The sequence below is a fragment of the Pseudomonas sp. JUb42 genome (genome assembly GCF_024807945.1).
Taxonomy (GTDB): domain Bacteria; phylum Pseudomonadota; class Gammaproteobacteria; order Pseudomonadales; family Pseudomonadaceae; genus Aquipseudomonas.
Map to the genome: position 1 here is coordinate 17,239 of NZ_JANUFD010000026.1, position 25,152 is coordinate 42,390.

General features: G+C 61.1%; 22 protein-coding genes. 10 read left to right on the plus strand and 12 right to left on the minus strand.

The window, feature by feature from the left end; all coding sequences use genetic code 11:
• Window positions 1-18 precede the first annotated feature (18 nt).
• The 5 genes from M2401_RS33265 to M2401_RS33285 form a co-directional block, all read right to left on the minus strand.
• The gene (locus tag M2401_RS33265; RefSeq protein WP_259111153.1) at window positions 19-1,098 is read right to left on the minus strand and encodes a nucleoside hydrolase; all 1,080 of its coding nucleotides are present in this window, start codon (window positions 1,096-1,098) and stop codon (window positions 19-21) included.
• An 85-nt stretch (window positions 1,099-1,183) separates the two neighbouring features.
• Window positions 1,184-2,494, minus strand: coding sequence for an MFS transporter (locus M2401_RS33270; RefSeq protein ID WP_259111155.1), 1,311 nt, complete (start codon window positions 2,492-2,494; stop codon window positions 1,184-1,186).
• 311 nt (window positions 2,495-2,805) lie between these two features.
• Window positions 2,806-3,438: an N-carbamoylsarcosine amidohydrolase gene (locus M2401_RS33275; RefSeq protein ID WP_259111157.1), complete on the minus strand. Its 633-nt coding sequence runs from the start codon at window positions 3,436-3,438 to the stop codon at window positions 2,806-2,808.
• A 144-nt stretch (window positions 3,439-3,582) separates the two neighbouring features.
• Window positions 3,583-4,401: an alpha/beta fold hydrolase gene (locus M2401_RS33280; protein ID WP_259111159.1), complete on the minus strand. Its 819-nt coding sequence runs from the start codon at window positions 4,399-4,401 to the stop codon at window positions 3,583-3,585.
• Window positions 4,398-5,546: an FAD-dependent monooxygenase gene (locus M2401_RS33285; RefSeq protein ID WP_259111161.1), complete on the minus strand. Its 1,149-nt coding sequence runs from the start codon at window positions 5,544-5,546 to the stop codon at window positions 4,398-4,400. The genes M2401_RS33280 and M2401_RS33285 overlap by 4 nt, the downstream gene beginning before the upstream one ends.
• A gap of 349 nt (window positions 5,547-5,895) precedes the next feature.
• Here M2401_RS33285 and M2401_RS33290 point away from each other — a divergent pair, with 349 nt between their 5' ends.
• The 4 genes from M2401_RS33290 to M2401_RS33305 all read left to right on the plus strand — a co-directional run bounded on the left by M2401_RS33290 (window position 5,896) and on the right by M2401_RS33305 (window position 11,781).
• Window positions 5,896-6,930, plus strand: a complete 1,035-nt coding sequence (locus tag M2401_RS33290; protein WP_259111163.1) for a 2,5-dihydroxypyridine 5,6-dioxygenase — start codon at window positions 5,896-5,898, stop codon at window positions 6,928-6,930.
• Between the two features lie 127 nt (window positions 6,931-7,057).
• On the plus strand, window positions 7,058-7,516 hold the full coding sequence (locus M2401_RS33295; RefSeq protein WP_259111165.1) for a MarR family winged helix-turn-helix transcriptional regulator: 459 nt from the start codon (window positions 7,058-7,060) through the stop codon (window positions 7,514-7,516).
• Window positions 7,517-7,720: 204 nt separating this feature from the next.
• Entirely contained in the window at window positions 7,721-8,227 is a 507-nt protein-coding gene (locus M2401_RS33300; RefSeq protein WP_259111168.1) for a (2Fe-2S)-binding protein, read from the plus strand.
• Window positions 8,224-11,781, plus strand: a complete 3,558-nt coding sequence (locus tag M2401_RS33305; RefSeq protein WP_259111170.1) for a molybdopterin-dependent oxidoreductase — start codon at window positions 8,224-8,226, stop codon at window positions 11,779-11,781. The genes M2401_RS33300 and M2401_RS33305 overlap by 4 nt, the downstream gene beginning before the upstream one ends.
• Before the next feature lie 79 nt (window positions 11,782-11,860).
• Here M2401_RS33305 and M2401_RS33310 read toward each other — a convergent pair whose 3' ends face one another.
• The 3 genes from M2401_RS33310 to M2401_RS33320 all read right to left on the minus strand — a co-directional run bounded on the left by M2401_RS33310 (window position 11,861) and on the right by M2401_RS33320 (window position 15,279).
• Window positions 11,861-12,502, minus strand: coding sequence for a TetR/AcrR family transcriptional regulator (locus M2401_RS33310; RefSeq protein ID WP_259111172.1), 642 nt, complete (start codon window positions 12,500-12,502; stop codon window positions 11,861-11,863).
• The gene (gene pssA / locus M2401_RS33315; protein ID WP_259111173.1) at window positions 12,502-13,845 is read right to left on the minus strand and encodes a CDP-diacylglycerol--serine O-phosphatidyltransferase; all 1,344 of its coding nucleotides are present in this window, start codon (window positions 13,843-13,845) and stop codon (window positions 12,502-12,504) included. The genes M2401_RS33310 and pssA overlap by 1 nt, the downstream gene beginning before the upstream one ends.
• 276 nt (window positions 13,846-14,121) lie before the next feature.
• On the minus strand, window positions 14,122-15,279 hold the full coding sequence (locus M2401_RS33320) for a glycerophosphodiester phosphodiesterase (RefSeq protein WP_409034023.1): 1,158 nt from the start codon (window positions 15,277-15,279) through the stop codon (window positions 14,122-14,124).
• A 241-nt stretch (window positions 15,280-15,520) separates the two neighbouring features.
• Between M2401_RS33320 and M2401_RS33325 the strand changes: the two genes are divergently transcribed.
• The 4 genes from M2401_RS33325 (at window position 15,521) to M2401_RS33340 (ending at window position 19,850) form a co-directional block, all read left to right on the plus strand.
• Complete coding sequence (locus M2401_RS33325; protein ID WP_259111176.1) at window positions 15,521-16,864, plus strand: diguanylate cyclase domain-containing protein; 1,344 nt, start codon at window positions 15,521-15,523, stop codon at window positions 16,862-16,864.
• A gap of 65 nt (window positions 16,865-16,929) precedes the next feature.
• A complete protein-coding gene (locus M2401_RS33330) occupies window positions 16,930-17,865 on the plus strand; it encodes a 2-hydroxyacid dehydrogenase (protein WP_259111178.1) in 936 nt (311 codons plus the stop codon).
• Between the two features lie 201 nt (window positions 17,866-18,066).
• Window positions 18,067-18,762, plus strand: coding sequence for a fumarylacetoacetate hydrolase family protein (locus M2401_RS33335; protein WP_259111180.1), 696 nt, complete (start codon window positions 18,067-18,069; stop codon window positions 18,760-18,762).
• Window positions 18,763-18,935: 173 nt separating this feature from the next.
• The gene (locus M2401_RS33340; protein WP_259111182.1) at window positions 18,936-19,850 is read left to right on the plus strand and encodes an AraC family transcriptional regulator; all 915 of its coding nucleotides are present in this window, start codon (window positions 18,936-18,938) and stop codon (window positions 19,848-19,850) included.
• Here the strand turns inward: M2401_RS33340 and M2401_RS33345 are convergent.
• Window positions 19,828-20,697, minus strand: coding sequence for a LysR substrate-binding domain-containing protein (locus M2401_RS33345; RefSeq protein WP_259111184.1), 870 nt, complete (start codon window positions 20,695-20,697; stop codon window positions 19,828-19,830). The two genes, M2401_RS33340 and M2401_RS33345, sit on opposite strands and share 23 nt — an antisense overlap.
• 98 nt (window positions 20,698-20,795) lie before the next feature.
• Here M2401_RS33345 and M2401_RS33350 point away from each other — a divergent pair, with 98 nt between their 5' ends.
• Window positions 20,796-21,515: a CTP synthase gene (locus tag M2401_RS33350; RefSeq protein ID WP_259111185.1), complete on the plus strand. Its 720-nt coding sequence runs from the start codon at window positions 20,796-20,798 to the stop codon at window positions 21,513-21,515.
• Window positions 21,509-21,835, plus strand: coding sequence for an antibiotic biosynthesis monooxygenase (locus M2401_RS33355; protein ID WP_259111186.1), 327 nt, complete (start codon window positions 21,509-21,511; stop codon window positions 21,833-21,835). The genes M2401_RS33350 and M2401_RS33355 overlap by 7 nt, the downstream gene beginning before the upstream one ends.
• A 332-nt stretch (window positions 21,836-22,167) precedes the next feature.
• On the opposite strand, the gene M2401_RS33360 is transcribed toward M2401_RS33355, so the two are convergent.
• From M2401_RS33360 to M2401_RS33370, 3 genes are all read right to left on the minus strand, one after another.
• The gene (locus M2401_RS33360) at window positions 22,168-23,586 is read right to left on the minus strand and encodes a short-chain fatty acid transporter (RefSeq protein ID WP_259111188.1); all 1,419 of its coding nucleotides are present in this window, start codon (window positions 23,584-23,586) and stop codon (window positions 22,168-22,170) included.
• Between the two features lie 146 nt (window positions 23,587-23,732).
• Complete coding sequence (locus tag M2401_RS33365; RefSeq protein WP_259111190.1) at window positions 23,733-24,389, minus strand: CoA transferase subunit B; 657 nt, start codon at window positions 24,387-24,389, stop codon at window positions 23,733-23,735.
• A 33-nt stretch (window positions 24,390-24,422) separates the two neighbouring features.
• Window positions 24,423-25,124: a CoA transferase subunit A gene (locus M2401_RS33370; protein WP_259111192.1), complete on the minus strand. Its 702-nt coding sequence runs from the start codon at window positions 25,122-25,124 to the stop codon at window positions 24,423-24,425.
• Between the last annotated feature and the right edge of the window lie 28 nt (window positions 25,125-25,152).

Here is a 25,152-nt window from a genome sequence, read left to right on the forward strand (position 1 = left end):
TGCCGGGGCATTTCATCCTCAAGGCTTCTTCACCGGCGCAGGCAAGGTTACCAGCGACACATACTCATCCCAGAACTGCTTCTGATTGATACCGAACACCACTTTGGCTTTCTGCGTACCGACCGGCGCGCCTTTCTTGTAGCCCATGGAGCGGCCGTAGTCCGGGCCGAAATGGGCGTCGACATCGACCCACAGATCCTTCGATTCGGTAACCAGTTCCGGGTGGACCAGGAACAGCGCGGGCAGGCTGTCCCAGGTGAAGCTGTGATAGGTCTGGTCCTTGGCGAAGGTCGGGCCGAACACGCTTTTGTACAGGTCCGGGATCACGCCTTTGCTGGCGACGATGCGCTGATACACCGAGGCGTCGAAGATCACCTTCTCGCACACGTCGTTGGGGAAGATCACGTGTTCGATGGGCTGACGCAGGACGATATGCGCGGCCTCCGGGTCGAACCACCAATTGAATTCCGCCGCAGGCGTGGTGTTGCCGGGTATCTCGATGGCACCGCCCATGTACACGATGCGCTTGATCAGCGGCACGATTTCCGGCGCGGTGCGGATGGCCAGGGCCAGGTTGGTCAGAGGGCCGACCGCCAGCAGGGTGACTTCGTGGGGGTTGCGCTTGACGCTGTCGATGATGAATTGCGCTGCGGACTCACTGCGCAGCTTGGTGTGGGTCGCCATACAGTCCGGCGGTGCGACCAACTGGCTGGCGGAGGTCGGTCGCGGGTTTTTGAAGGCCCCCGGCCAGCCCGAGCCAAACAGGGCCTTTTCCTGTTCATAGGTGGCGTAGTCATGCAGCAGCGGATAGGCGGCACCGGAGTAGACGCCCACTTCCTTTTCCAGGCCCATGCGCTCCACGGCCTTGAGGGCGTCTACCTGTTCCTGATCGACCCAGGCATTGCCGCTGACCAGGGTCATGCCCAGCAGCTCGATGCGTTTCTGTGCGTGCAACTGGGCCAGCATGATAAAGGCCTGGCCATCGTCGTTGAGCACGTTGAAATCGGTGTCGAAGATGACTTTCTCTGTTGCTTGCGCTGCGCTGGCGGCCAGCCCGACGGCGAGGGCCAGGGCACAGCTCTTCAGAAAACCCTGCATGATTTTTCCTTTTTATAAATGCGATATACGGCTACACGGCAAATCCCACAGAACCGCGGTTATTTAGCTGCCGATGATTTTTTAATCAGCGGTTAACCAACTTGGCAGGCAGTGCGACCACCAACAGACTGCTGAGAATCAGGCACCCGGCAAAGAACCACAATGCCCCGGCGCTGCTGCCGGTGACGTCGATGGCGATGCCCATCATCGAGTTGCTGACCAACCCGGCAATGTTCGCCAGCGAGCAGGCGAGGGCGAAGCCGGTAGCCGCAGCGGTGCCTTTGAGGAAGGTCGCCGGCAGGCTGAAGAACACCGGTACTGCGCCAATGATCGCCGCCGAGGCAATGGCGAACAGGGCCACGGTCGCCGCGACGTTATGGGTGAAGAAGGTGCTGGTCGCCATCGCCACGGAACCGATCAGGAACGGCACGATGATGTGCCAGCGGCGTTCGCGATGACGGTCCGAGCTGGCACCAATGAACAGCATGCCGAGCAGCGCGGCGACGCTGGGCAGGGCGGTCAGCACGCCAATATGAAACGGGTCGATGACCCCGGCGTTGCGGATGAAGGTCGGCATCCAGAAGCCCATGGCGTAGGCACTGAGCAGGATCGAGAAGTCGATGCCGCCAAGCATCCACACCTTGAGGTTGAAAAAGCCGTCCTTGAAGCTGGTTTTGCTGTCCTTGCTATCGGCATCGTCCAGGCGCAGCTCGCCTTCGAGCAGGACTTTCTCTTCACTGCTCAGCCATTTGGCCTGGGCCGGGCCGTTGGGCAGCGCCCAGAACGTACCGATGCCGAGCAGTACGCTGGGCACTGCCTCGACCAGAAACAGCCATTGCCAGCCGCGCAGCCCTGCGGCCTGGTCGAAGTGGCCCATGATCCAGCCCGACAGCGGCCCACCGATCACGCTCGACAGCGGCAGACCGATCATGAACAGGGCGATGATCCGACCCCGGCGATGGGTCGGGAACCAGGTGGTCAGGTAGAACAGCACCCCCGGCAGGAAGCCGGCTTCAGCCGCGCCCAGCAGGAAGCGCAGCACATAGAACTGAGTCGGCGTGGTGACCAGCATGGTGCAGGCCGACAGCAGGCCCCAGGTGATCATGATCCGTGCGATCCAGATCTTCGCCCCGACCTTTTCCAGCACCAGGTTGCTGGGCACTTCGAACAGGATATAACCGACGAAAAACAGTCCGGCGCCCAGGCCGAACGCGGTTTCGCTGAATTGCAGTTGGGAGAGCATTTGCAGCTTGGCGAAACCGATATTGATCCGGTCCAGATAAGCCGCCAGATAACAGAAGCACAGGAACGGAATCAGCTTCCAGGTGATCTTGTGGTACATCGCTTTGATCGGGTCCGTGACCGAGGTCACGGTTGAGCTGTTCGCAGAGGGCATTATTTGTCTCCTGGCGGTGACTTATGGTTTTTGTATAGCCGCATATCAGGTGCTTTGGCAGCACCGAAATGGCGACTTCCAAAGGCAGTGTCAGAAGACTGCCAAGCAGCTGTTCAGCGCGCTTGGGCAGTGGTGACCAGTGCTCTAAATGGCCTGGTTCCGGTGTTTCTTTTGTCACTCGGGATCAATTCATGTGGGAGCGAATTCATTCGCGAATAGGCCATTACATACGACGCATTTGTATCGTCTGAAGTACCGCATTCGCGAATGAATTCGCTCCCACAACTCGCTACCCCAATGTCAGCACGTCATTAAATGTGAAACTGCTCCATCGCCTCGCCCTTGCTGATGACATCGCCATATTTGCTGTCGATATCGAACAGGTTCGCTTCATGGGGCGCCGGGTGGCGGTCGCCGACGCATTCGCGCACGACGATGGTCCGAAAGCCGTGCTGCACCGCATCCACGGCGGTGGCGCGAATGCAGCCGCTGGTGGAGCAACCGGCCAGTACCACGGTGTCGATGCCCTGGGCGTGCAGCATCGACGCCAGGCTGGTGCCGAAAAACGAGCTAGCGTATTGCTTGCTGATCACCACTTCGTTGTCCTGCGGCAGCACTTCTTCACAGAACGCCGCCAGGGGATTGCCTTCAACCATGTCCTTCATGACCGGGGCTTTCTTTACCCAGATACCGCCGTCGGCAAAGTGGCCGGGGTGGTAACGGATATTGGTATGCACCACCACAATGCCTTGTTGTCGGGCACAGGCGAGCAATTCAACACTTTCCTTCACCGCACTGACTACCCCCGGCGCGTATAAAGGTGCACCGCTGGTGGTGTAGCCCTGCATGAAATCGATCATCAGCAGCGCCGGTTTCTTGCCGAAACCGATGCGCTGGCCCCACACGCCCTGGTAGTTGGCGTCCGCGCTTTGCTCTTGACTCATGGCGTGCTCCTTTACGGATAACGGTTTTACGTTGGAATACGATCCTGTGGGAGCCGGCTTGCTGGCGATGGGGCAGCCCTGTCGCCGACATTATTGCGAGTGCTGCGCACTCGATCGCCACCAAGGCGGCTCCCACACCCAGCGTTAATTCAACGGCTGCCCGAGGAAATTCCCAAAGGCGGCAAAGAAGCCCTCCAGGTTATCCCAAGGAATCATGTGCCCGGCATCCGCCACATGGACGATCTCGATAGCCGGTTGTAGATCAACAATCTCTGCTTCGTCTTCGGCCAGAATCACGCCGCCGCGTTCAGCCACCATCAGCAGGGCGGGCACTGGCAGGTGTGGCAGGTCGTGGTGGAAGTCCACCTCATGGAAATCATTGAAGGCCCGCACGATGGCCGGCTCATAGCAGGTGTGCAGCCATTCGGCGCGCAGCTGCAACTGTTCCTCGGTCCAGGTGGCACAGAAGGCGCGCATGGCCTCGGCGTCCATGCCCTGTTGTGCCTGGCGGATCGAGTCGACATACCACGGCAGCTTGCTCGGGTACTCGCGTCGGCCAGGCCCGGATACCGGCGGGTCGATCAGCACCAAACGTTGCAGGCCACGGGACTGGCGAACCGCACTGCGTACGGCAAAGCGCGCCCCCATGGAGTGACCGACCAGGTGGTACTGCTCGATGCCCATGGCTGCGACAAAGACATTGATATCGTCGGCACAGGTATCCACGCTGTAATCCAGCTCCGGCCCGGTGGACGACAGGCCGCGACCACGAGCGTCCAGTACGTAAGTGTCAAAGTGCTGGCCCAGGCGTTCGGCGACAAAGCCCCAGGTGATGGCAGGGCTGGTGATGCCGGGAATCAGAATCAGCGCCGGGCGCCCCGCATGACGCGCGCCGCCGTAGCGCAGGTAGTGCTGACGGATGCCATTGGCCTGGACGTTGCCGCCGTGGATGAATGTGCTCACGCGGCCACCCCGGATTTCAGTTCCTGACCGTACAGGTCATAACCGTAGACCCAGGCCGGATCTTCCTGGGTGCGCAGCCAGGTATTGGCGTTGGATACGGCCTGGACTCGGGATGCGCGCTCCTTGCGGTTGGCTTCGTAGAGCGCGAAGGCGGTGCGGTAGTCACCCAGACCGGTTTCCTGCAGGCAGCGGGTGAGCATGGCGGCGTCTTCGATGGCCATGCCCGCGCCCTGGGCCATGTGCGGCTTCATCGGGTGGCAGGCATCGCCCAGCAGGACCAGGCGACCACGGCTCCACAGGGGCAACGGGTTGCGGTTGAGCAGTGGCCACTTGGTCACGCTGTCGGTGGATTCGATCAGAGCCTGGACGGTGGGATGATAACCGGCGAAGGCCTCATACATTTCCTCCTGGCTGCTGTCCACCCAGTTGCCCTGGAAGTCCCAGGCTGCGTGGGGCACGCCGGTGACGTAGTAGTACTCATCGCGCTTGCCGGTGGTGTGATAGACCATCATGTGGCGGTCTTCGCTCCACCACTTCACGCAGTTCTCGAAGTCCAGGTTGTACTTGCGCAGCACGTCGCTGGAAATCAGTGCGCGGTGGGCGACCCAGCCGCTGTACAGCGGTTTCTCGGCGCCGAGCAGTTCTTCGCGAATCTTCGAGTTGATGCCGTCGGCGCCGATGACGATATCGGCCTGGGCGGTAGTGCCGTCGGTAAAGCTCAGGCGCACGCCGGTGTCGGTTTCTTCCAGGCGCTCCAGGCACTTGCTGAAATGCACGGTGCCGGGGGCGATGGTGGACATCTGCAGGGCATGCAGGTCGCCACGGTGCACGGTGATATAGGCCGCGCCGTATTCCTTGACGGCGAACTCGCCCAAGGCAATGCGTGACAGATAGTCGCCGCTGGCGCCGTCACGGCTGAACCAGTAGTCCGGATGCGAACCCATGCCGCTGAGCGCCTGCTCGATCCCCATACGGCGGAAGATTTTCATGATGTTGGGACCCATGTGAATCCCGGCGCCGATGCGCGAGAACTCCGGCGCCTGCTCGTAGATATCGACCGTGAAACCGGCCTGCTGCAACAGCGTGGCGGCTGCGGCGCCACCCAGTCCGGCGCCGACGATTGCGATTCTTGGTGTGCTGGGCATGGGCATTTCCTTCATCTGTTCGTGTGGCTGTTCATGTTCGAAGGCGAGGTCGTCTCGCTGCGTTTTTAAAGTGTATACGCTGTTTTTTTGAAATGGGAATAGCCTGTTCTAAAAATAATAAATCCCTTGTCAATGACCCTTGTCACGCAAAGTAACCTTATTTTATTGAGTTTGTGTTGGGTGGTAACGAAGTGGTCTAGCTCTTGCAGACGGCGTTGATTTGATGTCTGATCATTTATAAATGGTGTATACGCTATAAAAATGCACCGACGTGATGCGCCCATGCCTTGCTTTGGTGCGAATGTTCGCCGCGCCGGGCCACTGTTCAGTCGAAGAGGGAGACAAAAAGATGCCAGTCAGCGATTGCCAACTGACCCAGATGTTCGAGCACGTTTTGACGCTGTCGAAAGTGGATGCGACCCAAAGCGTCGCGGTTCTGAAAAGCCACTATTCCGATGCCCGCACCGTACGTTCAGCCATGGAGGCGGCGCAGCGCCTGGGCGCCAAGGTCTACGCGGTGGAACTGCCATCGTTCAACCACCCCAGGGCCATGGGTAACGACATGACCGCCTACTGCGGCGACACCGCCCTGACCGGCAATATCGCTGCGCAACGGGCCCTGGAGGCGGCGGATCTGGTGATCGACACCATGATGTTGCTGCACTCCCCTGAGCAGGAACAGATCCTCAAGACCGGCACGCGCATCCTCCTGGCCGTGGAGCCCCCGGAAGTCCTGGCGCGCATGCTGCCGACCCTGGCCGACAAGGAGCGTGTGCTGGCGGCCGAAAAACGCTTGAAGCTGGCGCGCTCGATTCAGGTGAAATCAAAGGCGGGCAGTGATTTTCGTGCTGCGTTGGGCCAATACCCATCGGTGACTGAATACGGTTTTGCCGACGAGCCGGGGCGTTGGGACCACTGGCCCAGCGGCTTTCTGTTCTCCTGGCCGAACGAAGAAACCGCCGAGGGCGTGCTGGTGGTAGACGTCGGCGATATCCTCCTGCCGTTCAAGAACTACTGCCGGGAAAAGATCACACTGGAGATCGAAAAGGGCTTTATCACTAAGATCCACGGCGGCTTCGAGGCCGAGTACCTGCGCGATTACATGAAGTACTTCAACGACCCGGAGGTCTACGGCATTTCTCATATCGGCTGGGGCCTGCAACCCCGTGCGCAATGGACCGCCATGGGCCTGCACGACAAAAACGACGGCATGTGCATGGATGCCCGGGCGTTCGAGGGCAACTTCCTGTTCTCTACCGGGCCGAATACCGAGGTCGGAGGCACACGCAAGACGCCATGCCATATGGATATTCCGCTGCGCCATTGCGATGTTTATCTGGATGACACGGCGGTGGTGTTGGGGGGAGAGGTGGTGGAGGGCTGAGGCTGACGCGATCATTTGTAGGAGTGGCTTTAGCCGCGAGGGTGCCCTCCCGGCTAAAGCCGGTCCTACGGGCGTCGTGTTCTAGGTTAAGGTATGCACCTTCTTCAATAGGCTGACTGAGCTAATCGTGTCCCCCAATAACAACGACTCCAACGCAGACGCTTACGCTTTTTCCGAACAGGTCGGCCATTTGCTGCGCAAGGTGTATCAGCGGCATATGGCGATCTTCCAGCAGAATGTCGGCGACTCTCAGTTGACCGCCGTGCAATTCGTCACGCTGTGCGCCGTGCGTGATCGCGGTCCCAGCTCCCTGACCGAACTGGTCAAGGCCACGGCCGTGGACCAGGCCACCATTCGCGGTATCGTCGAGCGGCTCAAGGCCCGCGACCTGATCACCCTGGAGCCGGATCCCGAAGACCGACGCAAAGTCATCGTCGGCCTCTCCGACAGCGGTCGTCGGCTGGTCGAAGAAACCGTGCCCCACGCTGCCCATATCAGCGAGCTGACCCTGAGCAATCTCAACCCCGGCGAACGTGTGGCGTTGCTCTATCTGTTGCGCAAGATGCTCGACGACAAAGACGAGTAAACCGCTGCTCACAAGGCGTCTGTTGCCTCTCGATCACGTGCCATTTTGCAGATGGCACGCTTCCTGCTCCTGTTTCATGAAGTAACTACTACACAACATAGGCGAATCACGGCGCGGCCCTGATGACGTCTGTTTTATGAAGTGCTTACTTCATCAAATCATCTGCACCGCCATGGTGCGGGCGGTAACACTGGGGAGTGGGGCATGAGTGAACATCGGCTGGCGCCGGAGAAAACCCTGGCGTTGCGGGTCAATGGCCAGGTCAGCACGGTGACGGCCATGGCCGATACGCCGCTGTTGTTGGTACTGCGCAATGACTTGCAGCTCAACGGGCCGAAGTACGGCTGCGGCCTGGGTGAGTGTGGTGCCTGCACGGTGCTGATCGATGGCATCGCCGCAAGGTCTTGCGTATTTCCCTTGAGTGGCGCAGAGGGCCGCGAGATCACCACCCTGGAAGGCATCGGCAGTCGTGAGCATCCGCATCCAGTGCAACAGGCTTTTATCGATGAGCAGGCCGCGCAATGCGGCTACTGCATGAACGGCATGATCATGACTGCCAAGGCCCTGCTTGATCGCAACCCCCATCCCAGTGAAGCCGAAATCCGCAATGAGCTGTCAGCCAACCTCTGTCGTTGCGGCACCCATATCGAAATTCTCCGGGCCGTGCTGCGCGCCGCCCGCCAACCGTCTTGCCCGGATCCACGCCCATGACTGAAGCGATGCCTACCCGTGATCAACTGCTGGCGCGCGACGGCGTGCTGCTGATTGTCGATCAGATCCAGCCGCCGTCCGGCCCGGTAGCCAAAGGTGCGACCGCCCAGCTCAAACCCAGGGAGCTGGGGTTGTTCATTGCCGTCTGTGACGACGGCCGGGTCTATGGTTTCAATGGCCATGTCGACTTGGGTACGGGGATTCGTACGTCGCTTGGGCAAATTGTTGCCGAGGAACTGGATCTGCGCATGGATCAGTTGACCATGGTTCTGGGCGATACCGGCAGCGTGCCCAACCAGGGTGCAACCATTGCCAGTGCCACCCTGCAAATCTCCGCGATCCCGCTGCGCAATGCTGCCGCCGAAGCCCGGCGCTACCTGTTGCAACAGGCGGCAGAGCGTCTGGCGGTGGATATTGCCCAACTGCGCATCGACGCCGGCATCGTCCATTGCGCAGACGGTCGGCAACTGAGTTTTGCCGAGCTGGTGGCGGGGCAGCATGTCGAACTGACGATTTCCACGACTGCGCCACTCAAGGCCCTGGAAGATTACCGCCTGGTCGGCAAGGGCGCGGCGCGGGTGGATATTCCCGGCAAGGCCACCGGCGAGCTGACCTACGTTCACGATATGCGCCTGCCGGACATGCTCCACGGCCGGGTGGTGCGCCCGCCTTATGCCGGGCTTGATAGCGGCGAGTTCGTCGGCACCAGTCTGCTGGCGGTGGATGAGTCGTCCATCAGCCATATTCCCGGCATCGTCCGGGTCGTGGTAATCGGCGACTTTATCGGTATCGTCGCCCTGCGCGAAGAGCAGGCTGCCAAGGCGGCCCAAGCTCTGCAGGTCAGCTGGAAGGACTGGAACCACAAGCTCCCGGACATGAGCGACGTGGCCCAGGCGATTCGCGATAATCCGAGAGTCGAGCGGGTGGTGCTGGACAAGGGCGATATCGGTACGGCCCTGGAAAACGCCAGTGAACGCATGACCCGCAGCTATCTATGGCCTTATCAGATCCACGGCTCCATCGGCCCGTCCTGCGCCCTGGCCGACTATCACGAGGATGGCATTCGCGTGTGGTCCGGCTCGCAGAACCCGCACTTGCTGCGCGCTGACCTGGCCTGGCTGCTGGAGTGCCCGGAAGAACGCATCGAGATCATCCGCATGGAGGCGGCGGGTTGCTACGGGCGCAACTGCGCCGACGATGTCTGCGCCGACGCGGTGCTGCTGTCGCGCGCGGTAGGTTTGCCGGTGCGGGTGCAACTGACCCGGGAACAGGAGCACCTGTGGGAGCCCAAGGGCACGGCACAACTGATGGAAGTCGATGGCGGCATCAACGCTGATGGCGGCGTGGCCGGTTATGACTTCCAGACCAGCTACCCGTCCAACGGCGCGCCGACCCTAGCGCTGCTGCTGACCGGGCGGGTCGATCCGGTAGCGACAATGTTCGAGATGGGCGATCGCACGTCGATCCCGCCTTATGACTTCGAGCATATGCGCGTCACCATCAACGATATGTCGCCCATCGTCCGCGCCTCTTGGATGCGTGGCGTTTCAGCGCTGCCCAATACCTTTGCCCATGAGTCCTATATCGACGAACTGGCCTTCGCCGCCGGGGTCGATCCCATCGAGTACCGCCTGCGCTACCTGAACGACGAGCGTGCGGCCGAACTGGTCCGCTCCACGGCGGCCCGTGCCGACTGGTCGCCGCGCACTGCGCCGATGCAGACTCCGGCCGAGGACAATATCCTGCGCGGTCGCGGCTTTGCCTACGCACGTTATATCCACAGCAAGTTTCCCGGTTTCGGCGCGGCCTGGGCGGCATGGGTCGCCGACGTCGCGGTGGACAAGACCAGCGGCGAGGTCTCGGTGACGCGGGTGGTGATCGGCCATGATGCCGGCATGATGGTCAACCCGGACGGCGTACGCCATCAGATCCATGGCAACGTCATTCAGTCCACCAGCCGGGTGCTCAAGGAGCGGGTGACCTTCGAGGAATCCACCGTGGCGAGCAAGGAGTGGGGCGGCTACCCGATCCTGACCTTCCCTCAGGTGCCGCAGATCGACGTCATGATGATGCCGCGCCAGAGCGAACCGCCCCTTGGGGCGGGTGAATCGGCGGCGGTGCCCAGTGCAGCGGCGATTGCCAACGCCATCTATGACGCTACCGGGATTCGTTTTCGCGAGTTGCCGATCACCGCCGAGCGGGTGTTGGCGGCTTTGAAAGGCTCGGCGGATATGGCTAATAGCAGTGCGCCCCAATCCGCCAAGAGCAAGCGCTCGAAATGGTTGTTCGGCTCCCTGTTCGCCGCCTTTGGCGCGATCCTCGGCATGGCGGCAACCGCCTTGCCCTGGCGTGCCGAAATCGCCCCGATCAGCCGCCCGGCCAGCGATACCTGGTCGACGGCGACCCTGGAGCGGGGGCGACTGCTGGCCGCCGTGGGGGATTGCGCGGTGTGCCATACCGCACCGGACGGCGCGGTGAACGCCGGTGGCCTGGCGATGGAAACGCCCTTTGGCACCCTCTATAGCAGCAATATCACCCCTGACGAAAAGACCGGCATTGGCAACTGGTCCTATCCTGCTTTCGAACGGGCGATGCGTGACGGTATTGGTCGCGATGGCCGACATCTGTATCCGGCGTTTCCCTATACGGCGTTTCGCAATATCAACGACGGCGATATGCAGGCGCTGTATGCCTACCTGATGACCCAAGAGCCAGTGAGTCAACCGGCCAAGGCCAACGACATGCGCTTCCCGTTCAATTACCGGCCATTGATGGCGGGATGGAATGCGCTGTTTTTGCGTCAGGGCGAGATTGAGGTGCAACCCGAGCGCAGCGCGCAATGGAATCGCGGCGCCTACCTGGTCAATGGCCTGGGCCATTGCGCGGCCTGTCATTCGCCGCGCAACCTGCTGGGGGCGCAGAAGGGCGGCGCGGCGTTTCTTGCCGGCGGCATGGTCGATGGTTGGGAAGCCCCGGCCCTCAACGGTTTGTCAAAGGCGCCGACACCCTGGACCGAAGATCAGTTGTTCAATTACCTGAGCAGCGGTTATTCCGCCGAGCATGGTGTTGCCGCAGGGCCCATGGGGCCGGTGGTCAGTGAGCTGGCGAAACTGCCCAAGACGGATGTACGGGCCATGGCGGTGTACCTGGCATCCCTCAATGACTCGGCCCAGGCGCAACCGCTTGCCGAAGTTGCACCTCAGGTGCAGCCGGTATCCCTGGAGAACGGCCGCCGGGTGTTCGAAGGTTCCTGTCAGGGCTGTCATGCCGATGGCATGGGGCCAACGCTGTTTGGCGTCAGCCCGTCCCTGGGTAGCAACAGCAATGTGCACAGTGCGCTGCCGGACAACCTGATCAAGGTCATCCTGCAAGGCATAAGCACCCCGGCGACCCCCGACCTGGGCTATATGCCGGGGTTCAAGGACAGCCTGTCCGACACCCAGATTGCCGAGTTGACGGCCTATCTGCGCAGCCGCTTCGCCCCGGCGCAACCGGCGTGGGAAGGCTTGCAAGGCAAGGTTGCCCATCTGCGGGCGAATCCGGGGACGCATTGATAGTGCGGTCGTACGGCAAACACAGATCTAATGTGGGAGCGAGGCTTGCCCGCTCCCACAGGGAGGGTGATTTGTTCTTTCAGCCGATCTTCATCACCCCACGCACCACCAGGTCGCTGATAAACGTCAGCCAGTCCTGTTGCGGTTCGTGGGCGTTGAGTTTTTCGTCGAGAAACGAGCTGAGGGTATGGACGTTGGAGTTATAGAAGTAGCAGAGCGAGGCAATCATCAGATAGACGTGCTTGAGGTCGATATCCTCGCGAAACAGCCCCTGGGCCTGGCCCGCCTCGATGATCGGCCGCAGCACGCCTACGGCTTCCCCGGACAGCCGTCGCAGCTCGCCGGACTGGCGCGCGTGCTTGCCCTTGTGCAGGTTCTCAATGCTGAGGATGGCGACGAATTCCGGGTGCTCGACGTAGTAACGCCAGATGAAGGCCACCAGGGTTTGCAGTGCCTGCACCGGTGCCGAAAGGTCCAGGCGCAGTTGGCTTTCGGCCTTGTTGAATTCTTCGTAGGTGTGTTCCAGCACCTTGATGAACAGCTTCTCTTTACTGGCGAAGTAGTAATAGATCATCCGGTCGTTGGACTGGGCTTCGCTGGAAATCTGCTCGATACGCCCCCCCGAGTAGCCATCGCGGGTAAATACCTTGATGGCTGCCTTGAGGATGCGGGCGCGGGTTTCTTGCGCCTGTTGTGCGCGGATGCCGGTTTTTTTGGCCACTACAGAATCCGGTAGAGCAGGCGTTCGATACGTACGCGGCTGACCCGGCGCAGGAAGGTACTGACCGCCGTCGGGTATTCCTTGAGGGTATCCAGTTCGTCGTACTTTTCGACGCGCCGGGTGTTGTGCATCAGACGCTCCAGCTCTGCCGCGCGAGGTTCAGCCCATTGCGCCTTGGGGTCGTCGATCAACAGGGCGTTTTCCAGATCCAGGTTGAAGGCTCGCGGGTTGAGGTTATTGCCGGTCAGCAGGGTATAGCGCTGGTCGCACCACATGCCCTTGAGGTGGAAGGTGTTGTCGCCGTCCTTCCAGAGGTGCAGGTTGAGCTGGTTGCGCTTGATCGCCTTCTGATGCTTCTGGGCGAAATGGCGCAGGCTGATTTCGTACAGGTAGGGCAGGGCCGAGATTACCTTGAACGGTTGGTCCGGCGGAATGAAGAAGTCGTTGGCGGTCTTGTCGCCAATGATGATGTCGACCTTGACCCCACGCTTGAGCGCCCGGTTGATCTCGCGCTTCACCGCCAGGGGCATGTTGAAGTAGGGGGTGCAGATGGTCAGTTGCGTCTCGCTGGCCGCGATCAGGTCGCAGATGGCCCGGTTCAGCGGGTTGCGCGGGCCGACGCCGAGCAGCGGGATCACGCGCATTTCGCCGTTTTCCAGCTCGCCGTGGCGGGTGTCGTAGCTGCTGCGCTTGAGGTGGCCGCGAAAGATCTTGATCTCGCCACGCAGGCTGCGTGAGGTCGGTGGCGACGGCAGGTCCAGGCGGTGTACGGCTCGGGACGGCAGGATATCGCGCTGCACCATCTGCTCGAAGGCATCGGCCAGGGCCGGGCTTTGTAGCAGCTGGTAGCGATCCAGACGGTATTTGTCGAGTTTATGCAGATAGACGTTGTTGATGCTGGCGCCGGTGTAGATCACGCAGTCATCGATCACGCTGCCCTTGAGGTGCAGGACGCCGAACAGCTCACGGGTCTGCACCGGCACGCCATAGACCGGTACTTCCTGGTCGTATTCCAGGTTCTGTGCTTGATACCAGGTCGAGTTGCCCGGCTGGCGACCGGCGCCGATCAGGCCGCGCTGGGCGCGAAACCAGTCGACCAGCACCACCACGTCAAGCTCCGGTTTCGCGGTCTTGGCGGCATACAGGGCATCGAGGATTTCCTGGCCGGCTTCGTCCTGTTGCAGGTACAGGGCGATGATATAGATGCGCCGGGTAGCGCTGGCGATCTTCTCCAGCAGGCAGCGGCGGTAGTCGGCTGCGGTAGGCAGGATCGAGATTGCATCGTGGCTCAGGGCGAAGCCGCGCAGCGCTGCAAGGGTAGAGCGTCGGAAGTTGGACCGCATAAGCCTCTCGAAGGGGTCAATCAGCAGCGCACGAGCTTACACCAGAGTCTGACACTGTAGGAGCGAACTTATTCGCGAGGCGGCGTTTCCTGGCTGGCGAGTGCAGCAAGGCCCTGTGGGATATTTGAATATGTGGGAGCGAACTCGGTGGGGGCGAATTCAGTAGGAGCGAATTCATTCGCGAAGACGGCATTGAAAGCGCCGAAAATCCATCGCCTGTCCCGGCCCCTTCGCGGATGAATCCGCTCCCACATTTCCCTCAGCTCTTGCTCAGATTCAATAGCCATTGCGCTTGAGGATGGTATCGATACTGTCCTTGCTCGGCCGACCATAGAACTTCAGCAGCACCGAGGCGCGGTTGGTGAAGAAACCATCGGCGCCCTGAGCCTTGAGGGCCTTGAAGTCGACCGGGTCGTCCACGGTGTAAGGGTGGATCACCAGGCCTTTGTCGTGGGCCATTTTGGTCATCCACGGCTTCATCATGTCCATGTAGCTCTGGTCGCCGCCATGGGTGAGTTTCGACGCCGGGCCGATGCCGTTGGCGCCGTGGGTCTTGGCCCAGTCCAGCCAGGCTTCGAATTCGGCCGGGGATTTGACCTCCTGAGCCGCGTAGAAACTGGCGTAGTCCTTGTAGCCGGAATCCTTGTAGGCCACGTTGGACTTGGCTTCCATGTAGCCATCACCGATCCACAGCAAGAGGATTTTCGGCACATTGGGCATTTCTTTCTGCAGCAGTTCCAGGCTCGGTTTCTCGAAGGTCTGCAGGATCACCCGGCCCGGCGTGCTGGCGACGCTGACATGGCCCTTGGCCGCTGCCGGACGCTGGCTCAGCCAGCCGCCTTTCTCCAGGACCTTGCGTACATCGGCTTCGATGCCGGGAAACTGCGCCGGCACTTTGGTTTCCACGTACAGCCCCGGCTTGTTGGCACCACCGTCGGCGATCGCCATCACTTCTTCCAGGGTCAGGATTTTCAGGCCGACATAACCGGGCCGGGCGCGATCCGGATAGGCCTTATTGAACCAGGAACCGGCGTCCAGTTGCTTGAGTTCGGCCAGGGTAAAGGTGCTGACCGGGTCCTTGGCGCGCTCCGGGAACACCTCGGCGATGTTGGTGGTGCGGCCGAGCTTGTCATCGTGCAGGGCGATCAGAACGCCGTCCTTGGTGCGCTGGATGTCCATTTCCAGGTAGTCGGCGCCCAGATCACGGGCCAGAGTGTAGGAGGCGATGGTTTCTTCCGGGGCATCAAACGACGCGCCGCGGTGGCCAATCACGGCGGGCCAGGGCAGGCCCAGCTTGCTGCTGATGACTTTGCCGGGGGCTTCGGCGGCCATGACCGGGGCTGCCGACAACAGTGCTGCGGCCAGGGCCAGGCTGGCGAAGGCTTTGGCCAGAGGTGTCTTGTGCAAGGCGGTGAAGGTCGTTCCATTCAACATGAGGGCAATATTCCTTGATTGGCGTTCAAAAGCGCTGCGGCGAACAGCATTAGCAGCATCGATACGGGCCAGCAAGCCGCCTGTCGCTCAGTGATCGGTTGTGTCGCGGACGAAGGTATTGTTCAGCAAGGATGATGGCTGAAAGCCACGCAAACGGGCACTATGCCGGTCAATTCCCGGTAGTTTGCTCAACCAATGCGACGGGCGCGTGAACGCTTCAATTTTCCAGGCAGTCCCGATTATGCAAACAGACACAAGCGCGGCCCTGTTGGGCTTCGTCGACATGCTGATGGACGCCATCTGCGTGGTCGACACAGAAGGGCGCTATGTCTATGTCAGCGCGGCGGCCGAACGTATTTTCGGCTACACCCCTGACGAACTGATCGGTCGACAAATGCTCGACCTCGTTCATCCTGACGACCGCGAGCGCACCCTGACGGCTGCGGCGGACATCATGTCCGGCAACCCCAAGCTGCATTTCGAGAACCGTTACCTGCGCAAGGATGGCAGCATCGTCCATATCATGTGGTCGGCGCGCTGGTCGGCGGTGGATCGCCTGCGCATTGCCGTGGCCCGGGATATCACTGAGCGCAAGCGCGCCGACCTGATGCAGGTGGCGCTGTTCGGCATTTCCGAGGCGGCCAATAGTGCCGAGGACCTGCTGGGCCTGTATCGGCATTTGCACGAAATAATCGCCCAACTGCTGCCGGCCCGCAGTTTTTCCGTGGCGCTCTACGACACCCTGCACGAACAGTTGCTGTTCCCCTATCACGTCGACGAGCAGGACCCGGACCGTCGGGATCCGACCGCCGAAGCCCTGGCCAGCGAAATCGCCGCGACCGGCCAGGCAATGCTGCTGTGCCCATGGCATCGCGAGGGCCTGCCGCAGCACCTGAACAGCCTGGTCAACGCCGATTCCCTGTGCTGGCTTGGCGTGCCGCTCAACACCCAGCACGGCACCATCGGTGCGCTGATGATCAAGAGCCATTCCGGCGGCGCGCCTTATACCGACAAGGATAAGGAGTTATTGCAGTTTGTCTCCACTCAGGCGGCCGCAGCCATCGAACGCAAGCAGATGCATGAGCGCTTGCAGCACATGGCGCAATACGACCAGTTGACCCGCTTGCCCAACCGCATGCTGCTGCATGAGCACCTGCTCAGTGCTCTGAGCCGGGCCCAGGCCAGTCAAGGCTTGCTGGCGATGCTGTATCTGGATCTGGACAAATTCAAACTGGTCAATGACACCTTCGGTCACGCCGCCGGGGATCTGCTCCTACAGGAAGTCGCCTCGCGTCTGAGCCAGTGCGTACGCGAATCCGATACTGTGGCGCGAATCGGTGGCGACGAATTCGTGGTGCTGCTGGAGCGCATCAGCAAGGTTGAGGACGCGGCACTGGTGGCGGAGAAAATCCTCGAAAAAATGAACGTGCCCATGCTGTTCGGCGACAGCGAATGGCCGATCCGCCCCAGCATCGGTATCGCCCATTTTCCAGGCAATGCCGCTGACCTGACCCAGCTGTTCAAATACGCCGATGAGGCCATGTATCAGGCCAAGAAAGCCGGGGGAAACAGGTTTCAGGATTGAGCAACAGCTCTAAGTCGCGCTACTGTCACATTTTGTGACCTCTTTAGCCCTGCCTGGAGCAATGCATGACAACCTCGGTGCTGGTGTTGGTGGAAAACCTCAATGCGTATTTGCCGATCCTCGAACAGAGCGGTTTCCAGCTGATTCTGGCCCAGACCCCGGCCGCCCGCGCCGAAGCCCTGGCGACCCGACGCGAAGATATCGCTGCCGTGGTCACGCGCGGGCCATTGGGTTTTTATGCCGCAGAAATGGACGCCTTGCCCAACCTGCGGATCATCTGCGTCAGTGGCGCCGGATACGAGAACGTCGAGCTGCCCGCTGCCGAAGCCCGAGGCATTACCGTGACCAATGGTGCCGGAGTCAACGCCTCCACCGTGGCCGATCACACCCTGTCGCTGTTGTTGGCTCTGGTGCGGGACATCGCTCAGGCCGATGCCTCGGTGCGTCGTGGCGAATGGCGCAAGCTGATCCGCCCGTCCTTCGAAGGCAAGCGCATCGGTATTCTTGGCCTTGGCGCGGTAGGTATGGCGATTGCCCGACGGGCACTGGGTTTTGGCATGTCGGTCAACTACCACAGCCGTTCGCCGCGTCAAGACCTCGACTTTCACTATTGCCCGTCACCTTTGGCCCTGGCACTGGAGTCAGACTTTCTGATTCTCGCGACTCCGGGCGGCGCCGGTACGCGACATATGGTCAATGACCAGGTGCTTGAAGCCCTCGGCCCGGAAGGCTTTCTGGTCAATATCGCCAGGGGCAGCGTGATCGATACCGCCGCCCTGATCGCCGCCCTGCAACAGCGGCGTATTGCCGGGGCAGCCCTGGATGTGTTCGATGACGAGCCTCGGGTCGATGAGGCCTTGAAGACGCTGGACAACGTGCTGCTGTCGCCCCACGTAGGAGGTTTCTCGCCGGAAGCGTCAGAAGACAGCGTGCGCTTGGTGGGCAAGAACCTCGCGGCTTACTTTGCCGGTGAGCCGGTGCTGACGCCGATCCATAGCTGAGTTGTTTCGTCCAAAAGTGTGGTGGTTACGTACAAGCCTGATTTGCTCCAAGTGAGCACACTCATACGCAGCGAAGAACGTAACCCGTTGGAGCGAGGCTTGCCCGCGAATGGATCCGTACATCCGATGCAGATTTTGCGTCCTTGCGATTGCCTTCGCGGGCAAGCCTCGCTCACACGCCCTTAAAGATAGGAGCCAATCATGACTGAATTTGTAATTGCCCCCGTTGCCACCCCATCCCTGGCGGTAGACGGCACTGCCGAGCGTTTCCCCATTCGCCGGGTGTTCTGTGTCGGCCGTAACTACTCCGAACACGCCCGTGAAATGGGCCACGATCCGGATCGCGAGCCGCCTTTCTTCTTCATGAAACCTGCTGATGCCGTGGTCCCGGCTGAAGGTCGTATTGCCTATCCGCCGCTGACCCAGGACCTGCACCACGAAGTCGAGTTGATCGTGGCCATTGGCAAGGACGGCATCGATATCGACCCTGAAAATGCCCTTGAGCATGTCTGGGGTTACGGCGTCGGCCTGGACCTGACCCGTCGGGACTTGCAGGCCCAGGCTAAAAAAATGGGCAGGCCATGGGAGTTCGCCAAGGCCTTTGACCAGTCCGGCCCGGCGACGCCGCTGTTGCCGGCCAGCCGTATCGGTCACCCGGACAAAGGCCTGGTCTGGCTCGACGTCAACGGCGAGCAGCGCCAGCGCGGTGACCTGGCCGATCAGATCTGGTCGGTCAAGGATGTGATCGCCTACCTGTCGCAATCGGTGGGCCTCAAGGCCGGCGACCTGATTTACACCGGTACGCCGGCGGGCGTGGGTGCCTTGCAGCAAGGTGATGTAGTGACGGGCGGGGTAGAGGGCGTCAGCCAGTTTTCCCTGACTATCGGTACTCGCTGATCTCATTCGGTCGTTGGAGCGAGGCTTGCCCGCGAAGGTTTCACCGAGGTTTAGCTGATGTACTGCGGTGCCTGATTCGCGAGCAAGCTTCGCTTCAACGGTGCTGATCCGGGTTGGTCTGTCCATCGCTCATGCCCTACCATGCACCGGTCAGGGCCCAGTGAGCTTCAAAGATGGTTGATTTATCCCGCGTCCCCACCTACGACATGCAGCAACGCAGCGATCGTCCGGATTTCTATATCCGTGACAAGTCAGCGCGCCCGGCCCTGACGTCGCCCCATCGACACGAGTACTTCCAGATCCAGATCAATCTGGGTGGCGACACCGTGCAGCATATCGGCGGTGCGGTGCGGGCGTTTCCGCGCAATACCCTGGCCTTTATCCTGCCCCATCGCCTGCATGTGATTCCGCATCCGGAAGACGGCAATTTCGTCCTGATCAACTTCTCCCAGGAATTTTTCCTGCAACAGATGCGGTGCGATCCGTTGGATCTTGAGGACGTTTCCATCAACGATGCGCCGGAGCTGGCGCCATTCCGTTTTCAGGAACACCTGGACTTCATCCTCGACGACCAGGCTTTCGCGGCGATCTTGCAGTTGCTGGAAGCCATGCGCGAGATCGACCGTGAACGTCACCTGGGTTCGGGGCTGATTCTGCGCGGTCTGTTGCTGCAACTGATCGGCCAGGTCTGCAACCTGTTTCATGAGCCGCTATGGGCGCTGTCGGCGAGCAAGGCGCACAAACGCGGGCGGCGGGATGCGCTGGGGCGAGTGATGGACTATATCCGCGAGCATATTGCCGACCCGGGTATGACCCTCAAGGATGCTGCGGCGGCTGCGTTCCTCTCACCCAACTACCTGACCCACCTGCTGCGCAAGGAAACCGGCCACACCTTTTCCGAACTGGTGCTGGAACGGCGCATGCGTCTGGCCCGCACTCACCTGATGAACAGCACCCAGCCCATCAGCCACATCGCCCAGGCCTGCGGCTTTGCCGACGAAGCTTACTTCTCCCGGCGCTTTCGCCAGGCCAACGGCATGCCGCCGGGGCAGTTCCGGCGCAGTCTCAGTGCGGCGCCGACAACCTGATATTACGGGTCAGCTCGCTGAACAGCGTCGCCACTGAGCGCAGGGCGCGGCAGTCGGGGCGGGTCAGCAGCCACAGCGCCGTGTCGTAACCTTGCAGCGGTTCGCTCAGGCACTCCAGGTCACTGAGTAGAAAGTCCGGCAGGGCCGCCACGCCCATTCCGGCGCGGACCATTTCCGTCACCGTGATCATCGAGTTGCAGCGATAGCTCGGTACCACACCCGGTAGCGCCTGCCGACGCCAGGCCACGGTCTCGTGGTCGGGCAGGAAGTCGTCAGGGGCGATCCAGTCCATGGCAGCCAGGTCGCGGTGGCCGCAGCGTTGCAGATAGGCAGCGCTGGCGCAGACCACAAAACTCACGCTGCCAAGACGATTACCCACCAGATGCTCGGGCGGCGTGCTGGTCAGGCGCATGGCGATGTCGGCGTCGCGGCGGCTGAGATTGGCGAAAGCGCTGGACGTGGTCAGCTCCAGGCGCAGGGCCGGGTAGCGCGGCATGAAGCGGCTCAGGGCGGGCAGCAACAGGCTTTGCAACATGGTTCCGGCACAGGTCAGACGTACCGTGCCGCTGACGGTTTCCCGGCCCTGTTCAAGGCTGATCTGCGCCAGCTCCAGGGCCTGCTCGGCACTTTCCGCCTGTTGCGCCAGAGCCAGCGCGGCCTGGGTCGGTTGATAACCGCTGCGGTTCTTCTCGAACAGCGAGGTGCCCAGCGCCGCTTCCAGCTTGCGTGCCGAGCGAAAGACCGTAGAAACGTCGACCTTGAGCAGTTCGGCCGCCCGGGCCAGGGTTTTACCCTGCACCAGGGCGAGGATCAGGCAAAGGTCAGAGTGATTGATTCGATAGTGCATGGCTGCATAGATCGCTTGTCTGAATGCCAATTTTTAATGCGCAGGCGCAATCATATAGTTCTGCCCGATAGACAGCCAATACAACATCGGGGTAGGACATGAGCGGCATCGGACGGGAAGTGCGGGTGGCATTGGTTGGCGAGCAGAACAGCGGCGTGGCGGCGCATCGGGCGATTCCCCTGGCGCTGGAAGGGGCGGCCAAACTCGGCGGGATCAAGTTGTCGGCGCAGTGGCTGGACACCGAGAGCATTGGTGATGCGCGGGTTCTGGAGGGGTTCGACGGTATCTGGTGCGTGCCCGCCAGCCCCTATCGGAACATGGGCGGTGCGCTGACGGCGATTCGTTATGCCCGCGAGCAGCAAGTGGCCTTTCTGGGTACTTGCGGTGGTTTTCAGCATGCGTTGATCGAATACGCCCGTAACGTGCTGGGTTGGGCCGATGCCGAGCATGCCGAGACCAGCCCGGACGCCGGGCAGGCGATCATCACCCCCCTGGCCTGTGCCCTGGTCGAGGCCTCGGCGGCGATTCGTTGCACGCCTGATTCACGCCTGGGCAGAGCCTATGGCGCGAAAGAGATCGTCGAGCGCTATCGTTGCAGCTATGGCCTCAAGCCAGGGATCGAAGCCGCGCTGATCGAGTCCGGCATGCTGATCAGCGGCCGCGACCCGGTGGGCAGCGTGCGAGCAGTGGAGTTGCCGGGGCCGGGGTTCTTCGTCGCCACCCTGTTCCAACCGGAGCAGGCCGCACTTCAAGGCCAGGTGCCGCCGCTGGTTTCAGCGTTTGTCGCGGCGTGCGCAGGGGAGGGCTCGTCATGCTGACCGCAACCTTTGCCACGCCTTACTACGCGGTGATCTTTACCTCGCTGCGCGTCGATGACGACGGCCAGGCTTACGAACAGGCGGCGCAGCGCATGGTCGAGCTGGCTCGCGAGCAACCGGGTTTTCTCGGGGTGGACTCGGCCCGCGGCAGCGATGGTCTGGGGATTACTGTGTCCTACTGGAGCAGCGAAGCGGCCATTGCCGCGTGGAAAAACCACGCGGAGCACAGCGAGGTTCGGCAGCAGGGGCGGGCGAGTTGGTATCGCGCGTTCACGACCAGAGTCTGCAAGGTGGAGCGTAACTATGCTCAAAATCCCTGACTCGGAATAACGTTTCGGGCAGATATGTGGGAGCGAATTTATTCGCGAAGGCGGTGTTCCAGGCGATGAAGGTGCGTCGAATGTAACGGCCTCTTCGCGAATGAATTCGCTCCCACAAGATTTGCTCCCTGCTGCGGTTAGTGTTTGCTGCGTGACAGCGCGGCGTCGTAGACGGGGCGGGATCTCCCACATAGGTGCCACTATTTTTGCCGGTTATGCTGTGCTCCACATTACAAAGACAGCCGTACAAATAAAAACGCCGAGGGTCGTGGCCTCGGCGTTTTTGTTTCAGCAGCACGTGCTCCCGGCTGAAGCCGGTCCTACGGCTGTATCTAAGGCATTACCGGCGGTATATAGGCCAGGGTAGTACCGAGGAACCACAGCAGGAACAACACCAGCGGTGTATGCACCAGCAATTGCACGAAGGAGAAACCGATCAGGTCGCGTGCCTTGAGGCCCAACACGCCCAGCAGCGGCAGCATATAGAACGGGTTGATCAGGTTCGGCAGCGCTTCGGCAGCGTTGTAGATCTGCACCGCCCAGCCCAGGTGGAATTTCAGGTCGTTGGCCACTTGCATCACATACGGCGCTTCGATGATCCACTTGCCTCCACCGGACGGAATGAAAAAGCCGAGGATCGCCGAGTACACGCCCATCAGCAGCGCATAGGTGTCATGGGAGGCGATGCTGGTGAAGAAGGTGGAGATATGGTGCGCCAGGGTCTGTGCATCACCGCCTTTGACCGTGGTCATCAGCGCGGCAATGGAGCCATACAGCGGGAACTGGATCAGTACGCCGGTAGTGGTCGGCACGGCGCGGGCCACGGCATCGAGGAAGCTGCGCGGGCGCCAGTGCAGCAGGGCACCGGCCATGATGAACAGGAAGTTATAGGTGTTCAGGCCGGAAATCGCGGTGATCGCTGATTTGGTCGAGAACTCGTTGAACAACCAGCCAGCGGCCAGCAGCACCATCAGGATGATCAGCAGCGGGCTGTATTCCAGCCATTCGCCCGGACGCGAGCGCGGCGCCAGTGGTGGCAGGTTGAAGCTTGGGTCGACGCCGCAGGCCTTGGCATCACGGGCGCTGTTCGGCCCGGGTGCGGTGGCGTAGGCGACGATGATCGAGATCACCACCAGAGCGGCCAGCATGACGCCGGACTGCCAGAGGAAGATGGTTTGGGTGAATGGAATCACCCCGGTGATCGCCAGAATCGATGGCGGCAGGCTGGCCGGATTGGCCTGCAACTGCGCAGCCGACGACGACAGGCCCAATGCCCACACGGCGCCAAGGCCCAGATAGGCCGCGGCACCGGCGGCGCGGTAGTCCATCTTCAAGTCGGTGCGGCGGGCGAGGGCGCGAACCAGCAGGCCGCCGAAGACCAGCGACAGGCCCCAGTTCAGCAGCGACGCGACCATGGAAATCAGCGCAACCCAGGCCACGGCCGAGCGGCCGTTTTTCGGGATTCGCGCCAGGCGGTCGATCAGCTTGACTGCCGGTGGCGAGCTGGCGACTACATAGCCGCCGATGACCACGAAGGCCATTTGCATGGTGAAGGGAATCAGGCTCCAGAAACCGTCGCCAAAGGCTTTGGCGGCATCTGCGGGCTTGGCGCCCATGGCCAGGGTGCCAACGGTGACGATGACGACTGCCAGGGCGGCGAACACCCAGGAGTCAGGGAACCAGCGTTCGGCCCACTTGGCGCAGCGCAGGGCAAATCGGGCATAGCGGCTTTCTTCAATATCAGCGGCCACGTGTATTACCTCTTTGGAATTATTCTTGAAGGGTTTCTAGTTATTGGCAGTGCGACGCAAAAACGCTTGTAGCTAAAACGTAGGCTGCCCCTTCGTATCCGAAGAGGCAGCCAGATGCAGCATGAATACCCAGTGTTACAGCGGTATCAGAAGCTCATTTCGACGACATCGTCCGGCACGATCAGCTTGCCGGCGGTCTTGGCGATGATCTCTTCGACGCTGACCCCTGGCGCTCGCTCGCGCAGGATGAAAGCACCGTTTTCGATTTCCAGGTAGGCCAGGTCGGTCAGCACCTTGCGGATGCAACCGGCACCGGTCAGGGGCAGGCTGCAGCGCGACAGCAGCTTGGATTCGCCGTCCTTGGAAGCATGGGTCATGGTGACGATGATGTTGTCGGCACCGGCCACCAGGTCCATCGCGCCACCCATGCCCTTGACCAGCTTGCCAGGGATCATCCACGAGGCGATGTTGCCCTCGACGTCGACTTCGAAGGCACCGAGCACGGTCAGGTCGACATGGCCGCCACGGATCATGGCGAAGGATTCGGCGGAGGAGAAGATCGACGCGCCTTTGCGGGCGGTCACGGTTTGTTTGCCGGCGTTGATCATGTCGGCATCGACGGTTTCTTCGGTGGGAAATTCGCCCATGCCGAGCAGGCCGTTTTCCGATTGCAGCATCACGTCGATGTCATCGGGTACATAGTTGGCCACCAGGGTCGGGATGCCGATACCGAGGTTGACGTAGTAGCCGTCCTTCAGTTCGCGGGCGACGCGCTGGGCCATTTGTTCGCGGGAAAGTGCCATGGTCTGAAATCTCTTTGTTGTTATGGACAGTGATCAGGCTTTCTTCAGGGTGCGCTGTTCGATGCGCTTCTCGAAGGTGCCCAGGATCACGCGGTCGACATAGATGCCAGGGGTATGGATTTCAGTCGGCAGGAGCACGCCAGGTTCGACGATTTCTTCCACTTCGACCACGGTGATGCGGCCGGCGGTGGCCACGACCGGGTTGAAGTTCTGCGCGGTGTGGCGGTAGACCACGTTGCCGAAGTGGTCGGCTTTCCAGCCCTTGACGATGGCGAAGTCACCGGTGATGGCTTCTTCCAGGATCACGTTGCGGCCGTTGAACTGGCGGGTTTCCTTGCCGTCGGCAACGGGGGTGCCGTAACCGGTGGCGGTGTAGAAAGCGGGGATGCCGGCACCGCCTGCGCGCAGTTTTTCCGCGAGGGTGCCTTGGGGCGTGAGCTCGACTTCCAGCTCGCCGTCGAGCAGTTGGCGCTCGAACAGGGCGTTTTCGCCGACGTAGGAGGAGATCATCTTACGGATCTGCCGGTCTTCCAGCAGGATGCCGAGGCCGAAACCGTCGACGCCGCAGTTGTTGGAGACAACAGTCAGGCCCTTGACGCCCATGCGCTTGATCTGGGCAATCAGGTTTTCCGGGATGCCGCACAGGCCAAAGCCACCTGCCAGTACGGTCATGTTATCGGTCAGCCCGGCGAGGGCCTCTTCGTAGGTTGCAACTCGTTTGTCGAGTCCGGCCATGATGATCTGCCTTTTTTATTGATTAGTG

What these genes read in the sequence shown, in the direction of transcription:
- M2401_RS33335 (WP_259111180.1), top strand. Translation starts at nt 18,067, where the DNA reads ATGACTGAATTTGTAATTGCCCCCGTTGCCACCCCATCCCTGGCGGTA.
- M2401_RS33340 (WP_259111182.1), top strand. Translation starts at nt 18,936, where the DNA reads ATGGTTGATTTATCCCGCGTCCCCACCTACGACATGCAGCAACGCAGC.
- pssA (WP_259111173.1), bottom strand. Translation starts at nt 13,845, where the DNA reads ATGCGGTCCAACTTCCGACGCTCTACCCTTGCAGCGCTGCGCGGCTTC.
- M2401_RS33320 (WP_409034023.1), bottom strand. Translation starts at nt 15,279, where the DNA reads ATGTTGAATGGAACGACCTTCACCGCCTTGCACAAGACACCTCTGGCC.
- M2401_RS33275 (WP_259111157.1), bottom strand. Translation starts at nt 3,438, where the DNA reads ATGAGTCAAGAGCAAAGCGCGGACGCCAACTACCAGGGCGTGTGGGGC.
- M2401_RS33285 (WP_259111161.1), bottom strand. Translation starts at nt 5,546, where the DNA reads ATGCCCAGCACACCAAGAATCGCAATCGTCGGCGCCGGACTGGGTGGC.
- M2401_RS33330 (WP_259111178.1), top strand. Translation starts at nt 16,930, where the DNA reads ATGACAACCTCGGTGCTGGTGTTGGTGGAAAACCTCAATGCGTATTTG.
- M2401_RS33290 (WP_259111163.1), top strand. Translation starts at nt 5,896, where the DNA reads ATGCCAGTCAGCGATTGCCAACTGACCCAGATGTTCGAGCACGTTTTG.
- M2401_RS33305 (WP_259111170.1), top strand. Translation starts at nt 8,224, where the DNA reads ATGACTGAAGCGATGCCTACCCGTGATCAACTGCTGGCGCGCGACGGC.
- M2401_RS33270 (WP_259111155.1), bottom strand. Translation starts at nt 2,494, where the DNA reads ATGCCCTCTGCGAACAGCTCAACCGTGACCTCGGTCACGGACCCGATC.
- M2401_RS33365 (WP_259111190.1), bottom strand. Translation starts at nt 24,389, where the DNA reads ATGGCACTTTCCCGCGAACAAATGGCCCAGCGCGTCGCCCGCGAACTG.
- M2401_RS33265 (WP_259111153.1), bottom strand. Translation starts at nt 1,098, where the DNA reads ATGCAGGGTTTTCTGAAGAGCTGTGCCCTGGCCCTCGCCGTCGGGCTG.
- M2401_RS33345 (WP_259111184.1), bottom strand. Translation starts at nt 20,697, where the DNA reads ATGCACTATCGAATCAATCACTCTGACCTTTGCCTGATCCTCGCCCTG.
- M2401_RS33355 (WP_259111186.1), top strand. Translation starts at nt 21,509, where the DNA reads ATGCTGACCGCAACCTTTGCCACGCCTTACTACGCGGTGATCTTTACC.
- M2401_RS33300 (WP_259111168.1), top strand. Translation starts at nt 7,721, where the DNA reads ATGAGTGAACATCGGCTGGCGCCGGAGAAAACCCTGGCGTTGCGGGTC.
- M2401_RS33370 (WP_259111192.1), bottom strand. Translation starts at nt 25,124, where the DNA reads ATGGCCGGACTCGACAAACGAGTTGCAACCTACGAAGAGGCCCTCGCC.
- M2401_RS33325 (WP_259111176.1), top strand. Translation starts at nt 15,521, where the DNA reads ATGCAAACAGACACAAGCGCGGCCCTGTTGGGCTTCGTCGACATGCTG.
- M2401_RS33350 (WP_259111185.1), top strand. Translation starts at nt 20,796, where the DNA reads ATGAGCGGCATCGGACGGGAAGTGCGGGTGGCATTGGTTGGCGAGCAG.